This window comes from Reyranella sp. (assembly GCF_965279625.1).
Classification (GTDB): domain Bacteria; phylum Pseudomonadota; class Alphaproteobacteria; order Reyranellales; family Reyranellaceae; genus Reyranella.
In genome coordinates, this window is sequence record NZ_OZ257251.1 from 4,367,628 (window position 1) to 4,385,191 (window position 17,564).

Annotated in this window: 15 protein-coding genes and 1 other RNA gene; 10 read left to right on the plus strand and 6 right to left on the minus strand. The window is 67.0% G+C overall.

Annotation, left to right across the window (positions count from 1 at the left end; all coding sequences use genetic code 11):
• Positions 1 to 39: 39 nt before the first annotated feature.
• Both ACQY78_RS21240 and ACQY78_RS21245 read left to right on the plus strand, forming a co-directional pair.
• Entirely contained in the window at positions 40 to 3,243 is a 3,204-nt protein-coding gene (locus tag ACQY78_RS21240; protein WP_428678349.1) for an AsmA family protein, read from the plus strand.
• A gap of 8 nt (positions 3,244 to 3,251) precedes the next feature.
• Positions 3,252 to 4,082: a nitroreductase family protein gene (locus ACQY78_RS21245; RefSeq protein WP_428678352.1), complete on the plus strand. Its 831-nt coding sequence runs from the start codon at positions 3,252 to 3,254 to the stop codon at positions 4,080 to 4,082.
• Here ACQY78_RS21245 and ACQY78_RS21250 read toward each other — a convergent pair.
• Positions 4,069 to 4,293 carry a ribbon-helix-helix domain-containing protein gene (locus ACQY78_RS21250; protein WP_428678355.1) on the minus strand — a complete coding sequence of 75 codons (225 nt, stop codon included), beginning with the start codon at positions 4,291 to 4,293 and terminating at the stop codon, positions 4,069 to 4,071. The two genes, ACQY78_RS21245 and ACQY78_RS21250, sit on opposite strands and share 14 nt — an antisense overlap.
• Before the next feature lie 114 nt (positions 4,294 to 4,407).
• Between ACQY78_RS21250 and typA the strand changes: the two genes are divergently transcribed.
• Together typA and ACQY78_RS21260 are read left to right on the plus strand one after the other, a co-directional pair.
• Positions 4,408 to 6,237: a translational GTPase TypA gene (gene typA / locus ACQY78_RS21255; protein ID WP_428678357.1), complete on the plus strand. Its 1,830-nt coding sequence runs from the start codon at positions 4,408 to 4,410 to the stop codon at positions 6,235 to 6,237.
• Between the two features lie 10 nt (positions 6,238 to 6,247).
• The gene (locus tag ACQY78_RS21260; protein ID WP_428678359.1) at positions 6,248 to 6,673 is read left to right on the plus strand and encodes a DUF6481 family protein; all 426 of its coding nucleotides are present in this window, start codon (positions 6,248 to 6,250) and stop codon (positions 6,671 to 6,673) included.
• Positions 6,674 to 6,694: 21 nt separating this feature from the next.
• Here the strand turns inward: ACQY78_RS21260 and ACQY78_RS21265 are convergent, their stop codons facing one another.
• Complete coding sequence (locus ACQY78_RS21265) at positions 6,695 to 7,375, minus strand: VOC family protein (protein WP_428678362.1); 681 nt, start codon at positions 7,373 to 7,375, stop codon at positions 6,695 to 6,697.
• Between the two features lie 134 nt (positions 7,376 to 7,509).
• Between ACQY78_RS21265 and ACQY78_RS21270 the strand changes: the two genes are divergently transcribed.
• Positions 7,510 to 7,980, plus strand: a complete 471-nt coding sequence (locus tag ACQY78_RS21270; RefSeq protein ID WP_428678365.1) for a hypothetical protein — start codon at positions 7,510 to 7,512, stop codon at positions 7,978 to 7,980.
• Between the two features lie 21 nt (positions 7,981 to 8,001).
• Here the strand turns inward: ACQY78_RS21270 and ACQY78_RS21275 are convergent, their stop codons facing one another.
• From ACQY78_RS21275 to ssrA, 3 genes are all read right to left on the minus strand, one after another.
• On the minus strand, positions 8,002 to 9,618 hold the full coding sequence (locus ACQY78_RS21275) for a fumarate hydratase (protein ID WP_428678368.1): 1,617 nt from the start codon (positions 9,616 to 9,618) through the stop codon (positions 8,002 to 8,004).
• A 67-nt stretch (positions 9,619 to 9,685) separates the two neighbouring features.
• Positions 9,686 to 10,246 (minus strand): SspB family protein, encoded by a 561-nt coding sequence (locus tag ACQY78_RS21280; protein WP_428678371.1) that lies wholly within the window; start codon positions 10,244 to 10,246, stop codon positions 9,686 to 9,688.
• Between the two features lie 105 nt (positions 10,247 to 10,351).
• Positions 10,352 to 10,673: a transfer-messenger RNA gene (ssrA, locus tag ACQY78_RS21285) on the minus strand.
• A 100-nt stretch (positions 10,674 to 10,773) separates the two neighbouring features.
• On the opposite strand from ssrA, the gene thyX reads away from it, so the two are divergent.
• Both thyX and ACQY78_RS21295 read left to right on the plus strand, forming a co-directional pair.
• Positions 10,774 to 11,712, plus strand: a complete 939-nt coding sequence (gene thyX / locus ACQY78_RS21290; protein WP_428678374.1) for an FAD-dependent thymidylate synthase — start codon at positions 10,774 to 10,776, stop codon at positions 11,710 to 11,712.
• On the plus strand, positions 11,709 to 12,257 hold the full coding sequence (locus ACQY78_RS21295) for a GNAT family N-acetyltransferase (protein ID WP_428678377.1): 549 nt from the start codon (positions 11,709 to 11,711) through the stop codon (positions 12,255 to 12,257). The genes thyX and ACQY78_RS21295 overlap by 4 nt, the downstream gene beginning before the upstream one ends.
• Positions 12,258 to 12,357: 100 nt before the next feature.
• On the opposite strand, the gene apbC is transcribed toward ACQY78_RS21295, so the two are convergent.
• The gene (gene apbC, locus ACQY78_RS21300; RefSeq protein ID WP_428678379.1) at positions 12,358 to 13,503 is read right to left on the minus strand and encodes an iron-sulfur cluster carrier protein ApbC; all 1,146 of its coding nucleotides are present in this window, start codon (positions 13,501 to 13,503) and stop codon (positions 12,358 to 12,360) included.
• Between the two features lie 150 nt (positions 13,504 to 13,653).
• Between apbC and hflK the strand changes: the two genes are divergently transcribed.
• The 3 genes from hflK (at position 13,654) to ACQY78_RS21315 (ending at position 17,461) form a co-directional block, all read left to right on the plus strand.
• Positions 13,654 to 14,880, plus strand: a complete 1,227-nt coding sequence (gene hflK / locus ACQY78_RS21305; protein WP_428678382.1) for an FtsH protease activity modulator HflK — start codon at positions 13,654 to 13,656, stop codon at positions 14,878 to 14,880.
• A complete protein-coding gene (hflC, locus tag ACQY78_RS21310; RefSeq protein ID WP_428678385.1) occupies positions 14,877 to 15,764 on the plus strand; it encodes a protease modulator HflC in 888 nt (295 codons plus the stop codon). Before hflK ends, hflC begins: the two co-directional genes overlap by 4 nt.
• A gap of 209 nt (positions 15,765 to 15,973) precedes the next feature.
• Entirely contained in the window at positions 15,974 to 17,461 is a 1,488-nt protein-coding gene (locus ACQY78_RS21315) for a DegQ family serine endoprotease (protein WP_428678387.1), read from the plus strand.
• Positions 17,462 to 17,564 lie beyond the last annotated feature (103 nt).

Consider the following 17,564-nt stretch of genomic DNA (forward strand, 5'->3'; position numbering starts at 1 on the left):
ATGCGCTAGTCTCGCCGCGCCGGACCGGGGAGCCCAGCCATGACACCGACCACCCGCAAGCGTCTCCTGATCGGCGGCGGCGGCATCGTCGCCCTGCTGATCGTGGCCCTCGTGGCCTTGCCCGCCCTGATCAACGTCAATTCCTACAAGCCGCTGATCGTCTCGCAGGTGAAGACGGCGACCGGGCGCGATCTGGTGATCGACGGGCCGATCTCGCTGTCGCTGCTGCCCACGCCGACCGTGACGGTGACCGGCGTGAAGTTCTTCAACGTCGCCGGCTCCAAGAACGCCAACATGGTCGAGGTGAAGTCGGTCACCGTGAAGCCTTCGCTGCTGGCCCTGCTGGTCGGCAGCATCGAGGTCAGCGAGGTGACGCTGGTCGAACCCAAGATCGTGCTGGAGATCAATGCCGAGGGTAAGCCGAACTGGGAGTTTGCGCCGTCGGTCGCGGAAGCCAAACCCGCCGCGGCCAAACCCAGCTCGCCGCGGCCGCTGTCGCTCGGCCGGCTCACCATCGACAACGGCACGCTGATCTTCAGCGATTCGAAGGCAGGCGTATCGGTGGTCGCCGAGAAGGCGAACTTCACGGCTTCGGTCGGCTCGATCGACGGTCCCTATTCGCTGGCGGGCGACGCCTCGGTCAACGGCACGCCGCTCAGGCTCGACCTCGCGGTCGGCGCGCGCGGCAGCAACGGCCACACGGCCGACCTCTCCCTGCAGGCGGGCGGCGGCAAGCTCGGCTTCAAGGGCACGCTGAGCGAGTTGGGCGTGGCCGCGAAGATTTCCGGCGTGGCCTCCGCTTCGGCCGAGCAGCTCACGACCTTCGTCGGCACCCTGGTCAAACTCGCCGGTCAGCCCGAGCCCATCCTGCCGGCGATTCTTGCCGGCAAGTTCAGCTTCGACGGCGGCATCGACGTTTCGCAGACGGCGTTTGCCGCACGGGATTTCAAGATCGCCCTGGGCCAGGACAGCGGCTCGGGATCGCTTTCGGTCGCGCTGAAGCCCACGCTCGCCGTCGAGGGCAAGCTTGCCGTGCCCAAGCTCGACCTCGACCGGTGGCTGGCCGCGATCCAGCCCGCGTCTGGCTCAACGCCCTCTGCTCCCGCTGCGGCGCCCGCGAGCGCACCCGCTGCGACGTCGCAGAGCTACCTCGGGGATCTCACGGCCAAGGTCGCCTTCGAGGTCGGCGAGGTGATCTATAACAAGCAGCCGGTCCGCAACGTCGTGCTGGAGATCGATGCCAAGGCTGGCGCCGTGGCGGTGCCGAAGCTCACCGCCACGCTGCCCGGCGACATGGTCCTGCAGGCGCAGTCGACCCTGACGGGCGATGCCGCGCGGCCCGGCGTCACCGGGCAGTTCAGCCTGGTCGGGCCGAAGCTGCGCGAAACCCTGTCCTGGCTCGCCGTCGACCTGTCGTCGGTGCCGCCCTCCAAGCTGCAGAAGCTGAGCCTGCGCGGCCGCATGTCCTCGACCGGCGGCAACGTGCAGGTGAGCGATGCCGTCTTCGAGCTCGACGATCTCAAGGGCAGCGGCGGCGTGACGGTCACCTTCACCGTCCCGCTGTCGATCGTGACCAGCGTCAGTCTCGACACGCTCGACCTCGATTCCTTCCTGGTCCCGGTCGCGGCGCGGCAGAAGCCTGCTGCTGCCTCCGGTGCGTCCGCCCCGCCTTCGGCGCTTGCCGTGGCCGGCCCCTCGGTTGGCCTCAAGGCCAAGGTGGCCAGGCTCATCTACAACAAGGAGACGATCCAGGGTGTCGATGTCGACGTGGCGCTGCAGGGCAGCACGCTGCGGCTGAACGACATCAAGGTCTCGAACCTGGGAGGCGGCCGTCTCGCAGTGCGCGGCACCGTCGCCAATTATTCGGCACCACAGCCGCGGGCCGACATCGCCTTCAATTTCGAGGCGCCCGACATGAGCCGCGTGCTCAAGGTCGCCGGCACCACGGCGCCGGCCGATCTCGGCGCGGTGAGCGCGAGCGGCGGCGTCGCGGGCACGGCCGAGCAGCTCACGCTGCGTGATCTCAACGTCAACGTCCTGGGCCAGAGCGTGAAGGCGAACGGCACCCTGGCGCTGCCCGGCGCCTCCAAGGGCTTGCCGCAGTTGGCCGCCTACAAGGGCAACCTGGTGCTCAACGGCCAGGCGCTCGACGGCTCGATCGATGCCCGCCTGTCCGGCCGCACCACGATCAATGCCGACCTGCGCGCCGGCGTGCTCGATCTCGACCGGATCGGCGGCAGCGGGGGAGCGCCGGCGCGACCGGCTGCGCGAGGCCAGGCGGCCGGCAAGCCGATCGACACGGCGGCCTTGCGCAGCATCGACGGCTCGCTGAAGCTGGTGGCCGGCACCCTGGTCAGTTCGCCGCTGCGCATCGGCAACGCCGACCTTTCGGCTTCGCTGAAGGACGGCATCCTCACGGTGCAGCACTTCAAGGGCTCGCTCTATGGCGGTTCGCTGGCGCTCGCAGGGACGGTCAACGCCACCCAGCCGGCGCTCTCCCTCGACTTCAAGGGAGACGCCAACGGAATCATCCTGGGCGAGATGCTGCGCAGCACCTCCGGCTCGAACCAGTTCGGCGGCGCCATCAAGGTCACGATCGACGGCAAGCTGAACGCCAACGGCATCACCCTGCGCGGCAGCGGCACGACCTCCAACCAGATCAGGGCTTCGATGGCAGGCGGCGCGCAGCTCGGCGGGCACATCTTCGTCGGCGCCGACAAGGCGCTGCAGATGCTGGGCTCGGTGGCGGCCGGTGCGGCCAGCACGGTGATCGACCAGACCCTGGGTAACGTGCTGGGCGCCGTCGGCCAGCGCGGGATGTCGCCCACCAGCATGCTGAACGCGATCTCGCTGGTGTTGAATCGCTTCGTCAACCACGACAGCCCGATCTCGGGCCATGTCGACATCGCGGGTGGCGTGCTGACCGACAAGGGGCTGGCGGTGCAAGGCAATCGCGCGACGGCACGGATCTCCACGCGCACCAATCTCGGCGCCTCGACCACCGACACGACGGTCAATTTCTACATCGCCGAGGACGGGTCGGCGCCCTACCTGATCACGACGGCACGGGGCGCGATGTCCTCGCCGTCGCTCGGCGTCTCGCGCGGCAGTGCCAAGGACCCGCCGGGCATGGCCAGCACCCTGCCGGGCGCGCAGCAGCTGCAGCAGCTGGAGCAGATCCTGCCGGGGCAGCCGCGCTCGCTGATCCCCAACATTCCGATCCCCAATATTTTCGGCCGTTAGGAGTTCCCGTGCTTGATCGTTTGAAGTCCGTGCTCAAGGCGCGGTTCGGTTCCGCGCCCCCTCTGTCGGAGGCGCCGAAGGGCGTCGATGTCCTGGCCGAGATGGCGAACCGCCGCGTCGTGCGGCGCTATTCCGACAAGCCGCTCGATCCGGCGCTGCTGGACACGCTCTGCGCCGTGGCGCTGTCGGCGCCGTCCAAGAGCGACCTGCAGCAGGCCGACATCGTGATCGTCACCGACAAGGAACAGCGCGAGAAGCTCCAGGCCCTGATCCCGGAGAATCCGTGGGCCGCCGCCGGCCCGGCGCTGCTGGTGTTCTGCGGCAACAACCGCCGCCACCGGCTGCTGTTCGATTGGCGCGGCCGGCCCTTCGTGAACGACCATCTCGACCCGTTCTTCAATGCTGCCGTCGATGCCGGCATCGTGCTGGCGACCTTCATCGCCGCCGCCGACCGGGTTGGGCTCGGGACCTGCCCGATCAGCCAGATCCGCAACCAGGCGGCCCGGGTTTCCGAGGTGCTGGGCCTGCCGCCGCACGTCTTTCCGGTGGCCGGCCTCGGTGTCGGCTGGCCGTCCTTCGAGGGCGTGATGAGCCCGCGGCTGGGGCTCGACGTGTCGATTCATCGCGATCGCTACGACGAGACGGGCCTCCAGGGGAAGGTCGAGGCCTACGACCGGCGGCGCAACGAGACCCAGCCCTACAAAACCCAGCGCTTCGTAGAGAAATTTGGCGAGGACCCGGCCTATGGCTGGTCCGAGGACAAGGCCCGGCAATATTCGGTTCCGGAGCGTGCCGATTTCGGCGCATTCGTGCGCGCCAAGGGCTTCAATCTCGACTGATCGTGCTTTGCCTCAACTCGTGGAGTACATAGAGCCGCAGGGCGCTCGACAGGTTGGTGAGCTCCTGTGCCCGGCCGCGGTCGATCTCCGCGACCAGAGCGTTGAGCGACAGGCCGCGCGCCTGGGAGAGGGCTGAAAGCTCGCTCCAGAAGGCATCTTCCAGCGAGATGCTGGTGCGGTGGCCGTCGATGGTGACCGAGCGTTTACGCATGACGGGACTGTGGCAGCGGGCCCCGGCAGCGGCAACACGCCTCCTCAACCTGCCTTGCCGCCGTCACAGAGCGTGCGTATAAGCGCGCCCAACCAACCCTCCGGACAAATCATTATGGAAATCCGTAACGTCGCGATCATCGCGCACGTCGACCATGGCAAGACCACACTGGTCGATTGCCTGCTGAAGCAGAGCGGCACGTTCCGCGAGAACCAGCAGGTGGCCGAGCGCGCCATGGATTCGAACGACCTCGAACGCGAACGGGGTATCACCATCCTGGCCAAGGCGACTTCGGTCGAATGGCATGGCACGCGTATCAACATCGTCGACACGCCCGGCCACGCCGATTTCGGCGGCGAGGTCGAGCGCATCCTGTCGATGGTCGACGGTGTCGTGCTGCTGGTCGACGCTGCCGAAGGGCCGCTGCCGCAGACCAAGTTCGTGCTCGGCAAGGCGCTGCGCCTCGGCCTGAAGCCGATCGTGCTGATCAACAAGGTCGACCGCTCGGACGCCCGCGCCCACGAAGTGCACGACGAGGTGTTCGATCTCTTCTCGGCGCTCGAGGCTTCCGACGAGCAGCTCGACTTCCCGACGCTCTTCGCCTCGGCCCGCCAGGGCTGGGCCGCGACCTCGCTCGAGGCCGAGCACACGGACATGAACCCGCTGTTCGAGCTGCTGGTGAACCACGTGCCGGCGCCGAAGGTCGATCCCGATCCGGCGTTCCGCATGCTGGTGACGACGCTCGAGGCCGACAACTTCCTGGGCCGCATCCTGACAGGCCGTATCCTGTCGGGTTCGATCAAGCCCAACTCGATGGTCAAGGCGCTGAGCCGCGACGGCACGGAACTCGAGCAGACCCGTATCACGCGTATCCTGGCCTTCCGCGGCCTCGAGCGTGTGGCGCTCGAGTCGGCAGAGGCCGGCGACATCGTGGCCATTGCCGGCATGAAGGTCGCCACCGTGGCCGACACGATCGGTGATCTGACGATCTCCGAGCCGATACACTCTCAGCCGATCGATCCGCCGACTCTCGCCATGACTTTCATGGTCAACGACTCGCCGCTCGCCGGCACCGAAGGCGACAAGGTCACGACCCGCATGATCCGCGCGCGCCTGATGCGCGAGGCGGAAGGCAACGTCGCGATCCGCGTCAGCGACACCGAGAACGCCGATTCCTACGAAGTCGCCGGTCGCGGCGAATTGCAGCTCGGCGTGCTGATCGAGACGATGCGCCGCGAGGGCTTCGAACTCGCCGTCGGCCGTCCGCGCGTGCTGTTCCAGACCGATCCGGTCACCGGCCAGCGCCAGGAGCCGATCGAGGAAGTCGTGATCGACGTCGACGACGCCTATACCGGTGCCGTCGTCGAGCAGATCTCGCTGCGCAAGGGCGAGCTGCAGGACATGCGCCCGTCGGGCGCCGGCAAGACCCGCCTGGTGTTCTACGCCCCGTCGCGCGGCCTGATCGGCTATCACGGTGAGTTTCTGACCGACACGCGCGGCACCGGCGTGATGAACCGCCTGTTCCACGAATACGGCGCCTATCGCGGCCCGATCGCCGGCCGTCGCAACGGTGCGCTGATCGCCAATGCCGCGGGCAACGCGGTGATGTACGCGATGTGGAACCTCGAGGATCGCGGCCCGATGTTCATCGAGCCCGGCGTGCCCGTTTACATGGGCATGGTGATCGGCGAGCACAGCCGCGGCAACGACCTCGAAGTGAACGTCCTCAAGGGCAAGCAGCTCACCAACATCCGTGCCGCCGGCAAGGACGAGGCCGTCCGCCTCACGCCGCCGCGCAAGATGTCGCTCGAGCAGGCAATCGCCTATATTGAGGAAGATGAACTGGTCGAGATCACCCCGAAATCGATCCGGCTGCGCAAGCGTTACCTCAATGCCGAGGACCGCAAGCGCGCCAAGAAGCAGGCCGCTGCGGCGGCGGAGTAAAGACTAGGACATGAGCGGCAGGAACGTGGATTTCGGCGATCGCCTTGCGACCGCCGCGGCGGCCAAGCAGGCCTTGCTCGAGAAGGCCAAGGCCAAGGCCAACGATCCGGAACTGATCAAGAAGCAGGCCGAGCGCGCCGCCATCGCGGCCGCCCGCGAGGCGCGCGAGGCCGAGCGCCGGGAAGCCAAGCGGCTGGAAGACGCGCGCATCGCTGCAGAACTGGCGGCGGCAAAGGAAGCGGCCGACGCGGCCGCTGCAAAGGCAGCCGCAGAGGCTGCAGCAGCGGCAGCAGAAGCCGCTGCGGCGGCCGAAGCCGCGGAGGCCGAGCGTGCCGCCCGACGGGCCGCTGCCAAGCCAGTGCTGACCGAGGCCGAGCAGAAGGCCGCTCGCGACGCCCGCTACGCCGCCCGCAAGGCCCGCAAGGGCAAGCGCTAAGGCTCCAAGCCGGCGGGGCGCCTAGAGCGTCCCGCCCGTCAACGAAGCGCGCTGGCTGATCTCGATGTGGTTGCCGTCGGGATCGCAGACGAACGCATAGCGCACCGTCTCACCCAGCACGCGCGGCTCGCCCCCCGAGGCGCCGCCGCGCTCCAGAATGCCGGCATACTCGGCCAGGCAATCCCACACCTGCACCGTCATGTAACGATAGCCGGGGCCGCGCCACTGGCCGACCGCGCTCTCGACTTTTCCGCGCTCGGCCACCACGACAAGCGAGTCGCCGCAGCGATAGCGGCCCTCGCCCGCGCGCTCGAACTGCATGGCGTGCGTCCAGAAGCGGTCGTGGGCGGCGGGATCGTTGACTCGTAGCAGGATGGCGACGCCGTCGACACCGGCCGGGCCCTTGGGCACCAGGGTCACCTTGTTGCCGTCCGGATCGGCCAGAGGCTGCGGCGCCGCCAGCCCCTCGCGCGCGATCTCGAGGCCGATGATGCCGGAGGGCGGTGCGTCGGGCAGGGGCCCGCGCGCATGATTCATCTTCAGGATCGAGCCGTTCATGTGGTGGCGGTGCTGCTGCATACCGCCGCCGAGCTTGCCCATGTGATCGTAGGGCAGACCGACCGTCTGCTGCCAGAAGGCGAGTTGTTCGTCGCGCTTGTTCGAGAACAGGCCGATGTCGAGATGCTGCTTGGCGAGGTTCATGGCGGGAAGTGTAGCGCAGGCCGGAAAACAATTCTTACAAACCCTGCCGCGACTCCGCTGCACCGTGATCCTAGAAGGACGGCGGATGGGGGGCCGGCTGCCGGGGCAGCCGGCACATTGTGGGAAGGGCTACGATGATTCGCGCCATGATCGGCACGCTTGCCGTGCTGGCCGGTTTTGCCGTCGTCGAGCGTTCGGTCGACGCCAGAACCGGCCCGGCCGGATCGTGCACGCCTGTCGACGTCCATTCGCTCCTGCCGCCGGGCGACATGCTCGCGCTGAGGTCGGGGCCGACGCTGCTCTCGCCCGCGATCGGGGCGCTTCGGGGGGACGCTGCGCTCATCCTGTCCGGCGGCCAGAGCGGCTGGGCGCACGTCGCGGTCGCGGACGCTCCACAACTCGATGGCTGGGTGCCGGCGGACCAGCTCTGGGTCGATGTCGTGCCGGGCCGCGCGCTCTACAGCCTGCCGGGGCCGATGGGCAGCCAGCTGGCGATGTCCGAAGGCGACGCGGAGAGCTTCCGCGTCCTCGGGTGCCACGGCACCTGGCTGCGCGTCATCAACGCCCGCACCGGCGGCGTGTGGATCGACAAGACACGGTCTTGAGAGGGACCTTTACGTCGAACCTCAGATCTTCAGGTCGCTGAAGAAGTCGTTGCCCTTGTCGTCGGTGATGATGAAGGCCGGGAAGTTCTCAACCTGGATGCGCCAGATCGCTTCCATGCCGAGCTCCGGATACTCCAGCACCTCGACCTTCTTGATGACGTCCTGGGCCAGGATGGCGGCCGGGCCGCCGATCGAGCCGAGATAGAAGCCCTTGTGCTTGCGGCAGGCGTCGACGACCTGCTTGCTGCGGTTGCCCTTGGCCAGCATGACCATCGAGCCGCCATTGGCCTGGAAGAGGTCGACATAGGAATCCATGCGGCCGGCCGTGGTCGGGCCGAACGAGCCCGAGGCCATGCCGGTCGGCGTCTTGGCGGGGCCGGCGTAATAGACTGGGAACTGCTTGAAATAGTCCGGCAGACCCTCGCCGCGATCGAGACGCTCCTTGAGCTTGGCGTGCGCGGAGTCGCGCGCCACGATCAGCGTGCCGCTGAGGTTCACGCGGGTCTTCACCGGATGCTTCGTCAGCACCGACAGCGTGTGGGCCATGCCCTTGTTCAGATCGACCGAGACGACGTCGCCCGAGAGCTGCGCCGGCTCGATCTCGGGCAGGAACTGCGCCGGATTGTGTTCGAGCTGTTCGAGGAAGACGCCGTCCTTCGTGATCTTGCCGACGGCCTGGCGGTCGGCCGAGCAGGAGACGCCGATGCCGATCGGCACCGAGGCGCCGTGTCGGGCGATGCGGATCACGCGCACGTCGTGGCAGAAATACTTGCCGCCGAACTGCGCGCCGATGCCCATCTGGCGCGTGAGCTCCAGCACCTTCTGCTCCATCTCGCGATCGCGGATGGCCACGCCCTTGTTGTTGCCCTCGCTGGGCAGGTCGTCGAGGTAGCGCGTCGAGGCGAGCTTCACCGTCTTGAGGTTCATCTCCGCGGAGGTGCCGCCAACCACGATGGCCAGATGATAGGGCGGGCAGGCGGCGGTGCCGAGCGTGCGGATCTGGGTGTCGAGGAACTTGAGCAGCGAGGCCTCGTTCAGCACGGCCGGCGTCTGCTGGTGCAGGTAGGTCTTGTTGGCCGAGCCGCCGCCCTTGGCGACGAACAGGAACTTGTAGGCGTCGCCGTCGGTCGCATAGATGTCGATCTGCGCCGGCAGGTTCGTGCCGGTCTGCACTTCCTTGAACATCGACAGCGGCGAGACCTGCGAATAGCGCAGGTTGGTCTCGGTGTAGGTCTTGTAGACGCCCTTGGCGATCGCTTCCTCGTCGCCGCCGCCGGTCCACACCGCCTGGCCCTTCTTGGCCATGACGATGGCGGTGCCGGTGTCCTGGCACATCGGCAGCACGCCGCCGGCCGAGATGTTGGCGTTCTTCAGCAGTTCGAGCGCCACGTAGCGGTCGTTGGCCGAGGCCTCGCCGTCGTCGAGGATGTTGCGCAGCTGCTGGAGGTGGCCCGGGCGCAGCAGGTGGGAAATGTCGTGGAAGGCCGCGGCTGTCAGGGTGGTCAGGGCCTCGGGCGCGACGGTGAGGACGTCGCGGCCGTTGAACCTGGTGGTGCCGACGAAGTCAGAGGTGAGCTTGCGGTAGGGCGTCGTGTCCTCGTGGCTCGGGAACATTTCCTGAAACTGGAACTCGGGCATGCGTCTTCTCTCCTGGCGACCCTGTCGGGGCGCCGGTTTCCTGCCGCAGCCGGGCGGCGGCGTCTACCTACTTCTTTCGGAAGCTGTCGAGCTTGACGACCTTGGAGGCCGCATCCTCGGGCTTGGGCGGTTCGGCGGTCGTGGCGTCGCCCTCGGTCGCGGCGGTCTCGCCTTCCTGGACAGGCGGCGCCGGCCGCTTCTCCGGCACGGGCAGCGGGGTCGGCGCGGCTGCGCCTTCCGGTTTCTCGGCGGAGAGCTTCTCCCCCGTGGCCTTGTCGCGGCGATCGAACTGCAGGCCGAAGCGGACCGACGGATCGACGAAGGCCGAGAGCGCGGCGAACGGCACCTTTATGCGCTCCTGCAGCTTGTTGAAGCTGACCGTGACCTCGAAATCGTCTTCGCGGATGATCAGGTCCCAGTACTGGTGCTGGAGCACGATAGTCATCTCGTCGGGATACTTCGCCCGAAGATAATCCGGCAGTTCCACGCCGGGATCGGTGCTGCGGAAGCTGATGTAGAAATGGTGCGAGCCCGGCAGTCCCGTTTCCGCGACCTGAGTCAGCACGCGTCGCACGACGCTGCGCAGCGCATCGTCGACGAGAGCGTCGTAGTGAAAGCGATCGTTCATGGCCTGTCGGAAATTTGTGAAAGCATCGCCCCCCGATGGGGGAGAGTCAACGAAGGCAATAGCGGGCAATTGCCGGGAAAGAAAGTGGGGATGGCTGGACGGAAGAGTGGGGGGCTTCTGTTGCCCGGTGCCCCCCGGACCGCGCTTACGTCCGCTGTTTAGGCGGCAGCAGCGAGTGTAACGGTGTTATCGTTAGCACTTGTGAATGGCCCGTCACGGCGGAACCATACCGAGCAAAAACCGCGTCTTTACCACGCCCGTCGATCCTGGTTCGCCCCCATCGGTTCCACCCAAGGGTGGAGAAATAATGGTGGAGGCGCCGGGTACTGCCCCCGGGTCCGAAACGCTTATGTCACGCGGCGTTTATCGCCATAGTCGGTTTCCCGACGCGCCCTATATAGGCGCTTCCTTCGGCTTTTTGAAGGCTTCCCGTGGCGTCGATTACCCGCGCGCCTTTCCGAGGTTTTCCCATGGCCTGCCGTCGCTCGCGCCCATAAAGTCCGGCGCAAACAAGGACGACGCAAACGATGCCCCTCTCCAGCGACCAGCAGGCAGAAATCGACCAGGCCCGGGCCGGCGCCCAGCCGACCTTGCGCCCGGTCGCTCCGGCGCTGGAGGAAATCCTCTACCAGGCGCTGCCCGTGCTCGATCACGGCTTCGTCCGCGTCGTCGACTACATGGGCGACGATGCCGCCGTGGTGCAGGCCGCGCGGGTGAGCTACGGCCGCGGCACCAAGAAGGTCAGCGAGGATCGCGGCCTCATCAACTATCTCATGCGGCACCGCCACACGACGCCGTTCGAGATGTGCGAGATCAAGTACCACGTGAAGCTGCCGATCTTCGTGGCGCGCCAGTGGATCCGCCATCGCACCGCCAACGTGAACGAATATTCCGCGCGTTACTCGATCCTCGACAACGAGTTCTACATCCCCAAGCCCGAGCATCTCGCCGCCCAGAGCGCGATGAACCGGCAGGGCCGCGATGCGGTGCTGGCGGGCAAGGAGGCCGAGCGCGTCTTCAACCTGCTGAAGCAGGACGCCGAGCTCGTCTACGAGCACTATCTCGAGATGCTGAACGAGGGCGAGGGCGGCGCGCCGCTCGATCCCGAGCGCTCGGGCCTCGCGCGCGAGCTCGCCCGCATGAACCTGTCGCTGGGCTTCTATACCCAGTGGTACTGGAAGACGAACCTCCACAATCTCATGCATTTCCTGTCGCTGCGCGCCGATGCCCATGCGCAGTACGAAATCCGCGTCTATGCCGAGACGATGCTCGATACGCTGAAGCGCTGGTGCCCGATCAGCCACGACGCCTTCGTCGAATATCGCCTGGGCGGCACGCACCTCTCCAAGACCGGGCTGGCCATCGTCAAGCGCATGCTGGCGGGCGAAACGGTGGATCAGAAGTCGAGCGGGCTCAGCGCCCGTGAATGGCGCGAACTGATGGCGTCGCTCGGTCAGGCGACGTGATCCGCGATCCCGGCCGGCTGCGGCTGCTGCGCCAGCGGCCGCGCGACAATACGGCGGTCGAGGAGATGAACGAGGCGGCCTTCGGCCCCGACCGCCAGCAGAAGACGGTCTACCGGTTGCGCGAGGGCGTGAAGCCGATCCGCGAACTGTGCTTCGTGGCGATCGACCAGAAGGACAGGATGGTGGCCTCGATCCGCAACTGGCCGATCCTGATCAACGACAAGTGGCCGGCGGTGATGCTGGGCCCGCTCGCCATCTCGCCCGAACTGCGCGGCCTGGGCTACGGCAAGGCGCTGATGTGGCACTCGATGGCGCAGTCGCGCATGCTGGGCCACAGCCGCATCATCCTGGTCGGCGACCCCGAATACTACAACCAGTTCGGCTTCCGCCGCGATCTCGCGCTGAACATCCAGCTCCCCGGCTGGGTCGAAGACCGCCGCTTCCTCGCCCTCGAACTGGTCGCCGGCTCGATGATCGGCGTCCACGGCCTGATCGGCCAATGGCGCCCCGGCTGGCGTCCCAAGAAGTCCCGCCAGCGCGGCTGAAACTCTGTCGTCCTGAGCGCAGCGAAGGACCTTGCTTCGCGGTCAGACGATATTTGTGCGGTGACGCAAGGTCCTTCGCTGCGCTCAGGACGACAATGATTTACTGCACCACGATGTTCGGGGCCCTGCGGGCGCCGCGCTGGTTGGCGGACAGCTGCTTCCAAACGCGGCCGGCGATGTTCTTGTAGGCCTGCGCATGGGCGCTGTCGGGCTTCGACACCACGATCGGATGGCCGCTGTCGGACGTGGTGCGGATGTCGAGATGAAGCGGGATCTCGCCGAGGAACGGCACGCCGAGCTTTTCCGCCTCCTCGCGGGCGCCGCCATGGCCGAAGATCTCCGAGCGCTCACCGCAGTGGGGGCACAGGAAGTAGCTCATGTTCTCGACGATGCCGAGCACCGGCACCGCGACCTTGCGGAACATGTTGAGGCCCTTGCGCGCGTCGACCAGGGCGATGTCCTGCGGCGTCGAGACGATGACGGCGCCGGCCAGCGCCACGCGCTGGGCCAGCGTGAGCTGGGCGTCGCCGGTGCCCGGCGGCATGTCGACGACCAGCACGTCGAGGTCGCCCCACTGCACGTCGCGCAGCATCTGCTCAAGCGCGCTCGACACCATGGGGCCGCGCCAGATCATCGGCGTGTCCTCGTTCACGATGTAGCCGATCGACATGGTCTTGAGTCCGTACTTCTCGATCGGCTTCAGCATCTTGCCGTCGGCCGACTCGGGCTTCTCCGTCACGCCCAGCATGCGCGGCATCGAGGGGCCATAGATGTCGGCGTCGAGCAGCCCGGTCGCGAGGCCGTTGGCGGCGAGGCCGAGCGCCAGGTTGACGGCGGTGGTCGACTTGCCGACGCCACCCTTGCCGGACGCCACGGCGATGATGTGCTTCACGCCCGGCACGTCGATGCGGCCGCCGCCGCCGGTCGTCTTGGCCGCGGGCGCGCCGTGGCTGTGGCCGTGGTGGCCGCCCGCCGCAGGCGGTGGGGGCGGCGCGGCGCGCTCCGCCGTCATCACCGCGGTCGCCGAGAGAACGCCGGGCATCGCGCGGATCGCCTGTTCGCAGGCCTGGCGCAGCGGTTCGAGCGCCGTGCCGCGCGCGGGATCGACTTCGAGGGTCACTGCGACGTGGCCGGCGCGGGTTACGACACCGCTCACCATGCCGAGTGCCGCGACGCTGCGGCTCGTCACCGGATCGATCACGGTATCGAGAACCTTGCGGACGGCCGATTCGGTGATTTCCGCCATGTTCTGCTGCTTCCGCTGCGGCGCAATTTCACGTCCGCCGCTTGATTGAAGGTGGGCCTGTCGTCACATATATGCAGAGCGTCTGGAAATCAAAAGCGACAACGCGCCCAAGCGCGGTGATAAGCGGCAGCAGGGGCCCTGAGGTGAAAAATGGCGTGGAATAACAACGGCGGCGGCGGCCCCTGGGGCGGCGGCGGCGGTAGTGGCGGCGGCGGCGGCGGCGGTGGTCCCTGGGGCGGCGGCGGTGGCGGTGGCAACAAGGGTGGCGGTGGTGGCGGCGGCGGCGGTCCGTTTGGCTCGCGACGCCCGCCCGATATGGAAGACGTGATCCGCAAGGGTCAGGAACGCCTCAAAAACCTCATGCCCGGCGGCTTCGGCACCTACAAGGGCATCGCCCTCGTGGTCCTGGGCGCGCTCGTCGTCTGGCTGGCCACCGGCTTCTTTCGCGTGCAGCCCAACCAGCAGGCCATCCAGCTCGTGTTCGGCAAGCCCTACGGAAAGCCGGTCGAGCCCGGCCTGCACTACAATCTGCCGGCCCCGATCGGCAATGTCGTGGTCGTGAACGTCCAGGACCAGCGCCGCACGGTCATCGGTTCGCGTGGCAGCCAGGCGACGACGCCCTATACCCGTGGGCCGCGCCCGACTTCGACGGAAAACCTGATGCTGACCGGCGACGAGAACATCGTCGACATCGAGTTCGCGGTGCTCTGGCAGATCAAAGACGTCTTCAAGTACGCATTCGACGTGCGCAATCCAGAGGAAAACGTGCGGGCCGGCGCCGAGGCCGCCATGCGCGAGGTCATCGGCAAGTCGAACCTGCAATATGCCCAGACCGAGGGCCGCAGCCGTATCGAGCAGGACACCAAGGACCTGCTGCAGGGCATTCTCGACGAGTATGGGCTCGGCGTCCGCATTTCGCAGATCCAGCTCCTGCGCGTGGACCCGCCGCAGGAAGTCATTGCGGCGTTCCGTGACGTCCAGGCCGCTCGCGCCGACAAGGAGAAGCTGATCAACGAGGGCAACACCTACCGTAATCAGCAGCTCCCGCGGGCAAAGGGCGAGGCGGAATCGATCATCCAGCGCTCCGAAGCCTACAAGGCCGAGACCGTGGCGCGCGCCAGCGGTGACGCCCAGCGGTTCGACCAGGTCTACGAGCAGTGGGCCAAGGCCAAGGACATCACCACCGAGCGTCTCTACCTCGACACGATGGAAGAGGTGCTGCGCAACGTGAACAAGGTGCTGGTCGACAAGGGCACGACCAACAACGGCGGCGTGCTGCCCTATCTGCCGCTGCCCGAGCTGCGCTCGGGCCAGACGCCGGGCGTCGGGCCGCAGCCACCGCGCGCACCTCAGCCCCTGCCGGGAGCCACGCGATGAGCAACCGTTCGATCATCGCGCTGGTCGTGCTCGCGATCGTGGGCTTCCTCGTGACCCAGACCTTCTACACGGTCGACCCGACCAAGCAGGTCCTGGTGCGCCAGTTCGGCGCCATCGTCGGCGATCCGAAGACCGACCCGGGTCTCTACGCCAAGATCCCGCTGATCCAGGACATCCAGCGGATCGACCGCCGACTGCTCGACTACGAAGCCGAGGAGTTCGAGATCATCGCGGGCGACCAGAAGCGTCTCGTGGTCGACGCCTATGCCCGCTACAAGATCGTCGCGGCCAAACTTTATGCGCAGACCGTGCCGGGAGGTGAAACCACCCTGCGCGGGCTCCTCGACTCGCTGATCAACTCCGAGATCCGCGGCGTGCTGTCGTCGGTGCCGCTGCATGCGGTGCTGACCGACCAGCGCGCAAACCTCATGGACGACATCACCCGGCGGGTGAACGTCAAGACCATGGAGCTGGGTGTCCAGACGGTCGACGTGCGCATCAAGCGGGCGGACCTGCCACAGGCCAACTCCCAGTCGGTCTACAACCGCATGAAGACCGACCGCGAGCGCGAGGCCGGCCAGCTTCGCGCCGAGGGCGACGAGGAGAACGCCCGCATCAAGGCGACGGCCGACCGAGAAGTGGCCGTCATCAAGGCTGATGCCGGGTTGAAGGGCCAGATCGTGCGAGGCGAGGCCGACGCCTCGGCGACCGAGATCTACGCCAAGGCCTTCAGCAAGGATAAGGACTTCTACGCCTTCTACCGGCGCATGGAGGCCTACAAGCAGGCGTTCGGTTCGGGTGGCACGACCATGCTGCTGAGCCCGGACAACGACTTCTTCCGGTTCTTCAACGACCCGTCCGGACTCCCCGCGCCGAAGCAGTAGGCTCCGGCAAAGATCGTACCGACCGGCGGCTGTGGCACTCCTGCCACGCCGCCGGTTTCTTTTTGGCCACATGGCCAAAACGCCGCAAAACCGCGCTCGATAACGACCTCTTTATTTGCGCCACAATCGGCCCGCAGTTAGACAGTAACTCTAACGCGCGGCGCCGGCCGTATCGACCGTTTGGCCTTGAGCGCCGTTGGAGGTCGGTCGTGATTCTAGCTGATTTTCAAGGCTATTTCAGAGGGGCCGTTCTTGCGGCCATCGCATCCGTCGGCCTCGTCGCGACGGAGCCCGCCTGGGCGCGTCAGCCGACCGAGAGCTTCGCCGAGCTGGTCGACAAGCTGATGCCGACCGTCGTCAACATCACGACCACGCAGAACGTGCCCCAGCAGGGGCCGCGTCTGCGGGACATGCCGCAGCTTCCGCCCGGCTCGCCCTTCGAGGAACTCTTCAAGGAGTTCTTCGACAAGCGCGGCGGTGAGGAGCAGCAGAAGCGCCGCGGCACGTCGCTGGGCTCCGGGTTCGTGATCGATGGCGAGGGCTACATCGTCACCAACAACCATGTGATCCAAGGCGCCGAGGACATCACCGTCATCTTCCGCGACGACACCCAGCTCAAGGCCAAGCTGATCGGCTCCGACAGCCGCGTCGACCTCGCCGTGCTCAAGGTCGAGCCGCCCAACAAGAAGCCGCTGCCGGCGGTGAAGTGGGGCGATTCGGACAAGTCGCGGGTCGGCGACTGGGTGATCGCCATCGGCAATCCGTTCGGCATGGGCCATTCGGTGACGGCCGGCATCATCTCGGCACGCGGCCGATCGCTGAACGACTCGCTCGACGATTACCTGCAGACCGACGCGGCCATCAACAAGGGCAACTCGGGCGGTCCGCTGTTCAACACCGACGGCGAGGTCATCGGCGTCAACACCGCGATCTATTCGCCCTCCGGTACCAATGCCGGTCTCGCCTTCTCGATCCCGTCGAACATGGTGAAGCAGGTCGCCGACCAGCTCCGCGAGTTCGGCAAGGTCAAGCGCGGCTGGATCGGAGTCAGCTACCAGAGCGTCACCGACGACATCGCCGATTCGTTCGGCCTCGACCGCGCCCGCGGCGTGCTGGTGGCCAATGTCACGGCCGACGGCCCGGCCGCCAAGGCGGGCCTGAAGCGCAACGACATCATCCTGTCGTTCGGTGGCCAGGAGGTTCTCGACCTGCGCCGCTTCCCGAGGGTGGTCGCCAATGCCCGCGTCGGCAACACCGTCGACGTCGTGGTCTGGCGCGGCGCCAAGGAAGTGCCGCTGAAGCTGCGCGTCGGCGAGCAGGAAGAGGCCGAGAAGCAGAACACCTCGGCCCAGGGCGGTCCGAAGAAGCCGGCCGAACCCGACCAGCCGGTGACCTCGACCATCGAGCAGCTCGGCCTGACCCTGCAGAAGGTGACCGACCAGCTGCGCGAACGCTACGGCCTCTCCGACCAGGTGAAGGGCGTGATCATCACCAAGGTGGCGCCCAACAGCCCGGCTGCCGAGAAGCAGCTGCAGGCCGGCGACGTCATCCTCGAGGTCGACCAGAAGCAGGTGACGACGCCGCAGGAGGTCACCGACCTCGTGACCAAGCTCCAGCAGCAGAAGAAGCGCTCCGTGCTCCTCTTCGTCGAGCGGCAGGGCGACCCGCGCTTCGCGGCTCTGCGGCTGCAGAAGTAACCCGGGTTCACCGGACAAGGAAAAGGCCGCGCATCGCGCGGCCTTTTTTGTTTCTCTGTCGTCTTGAGCGAAGCGAAAGACCTCACGTCCACAACGCAGGGCG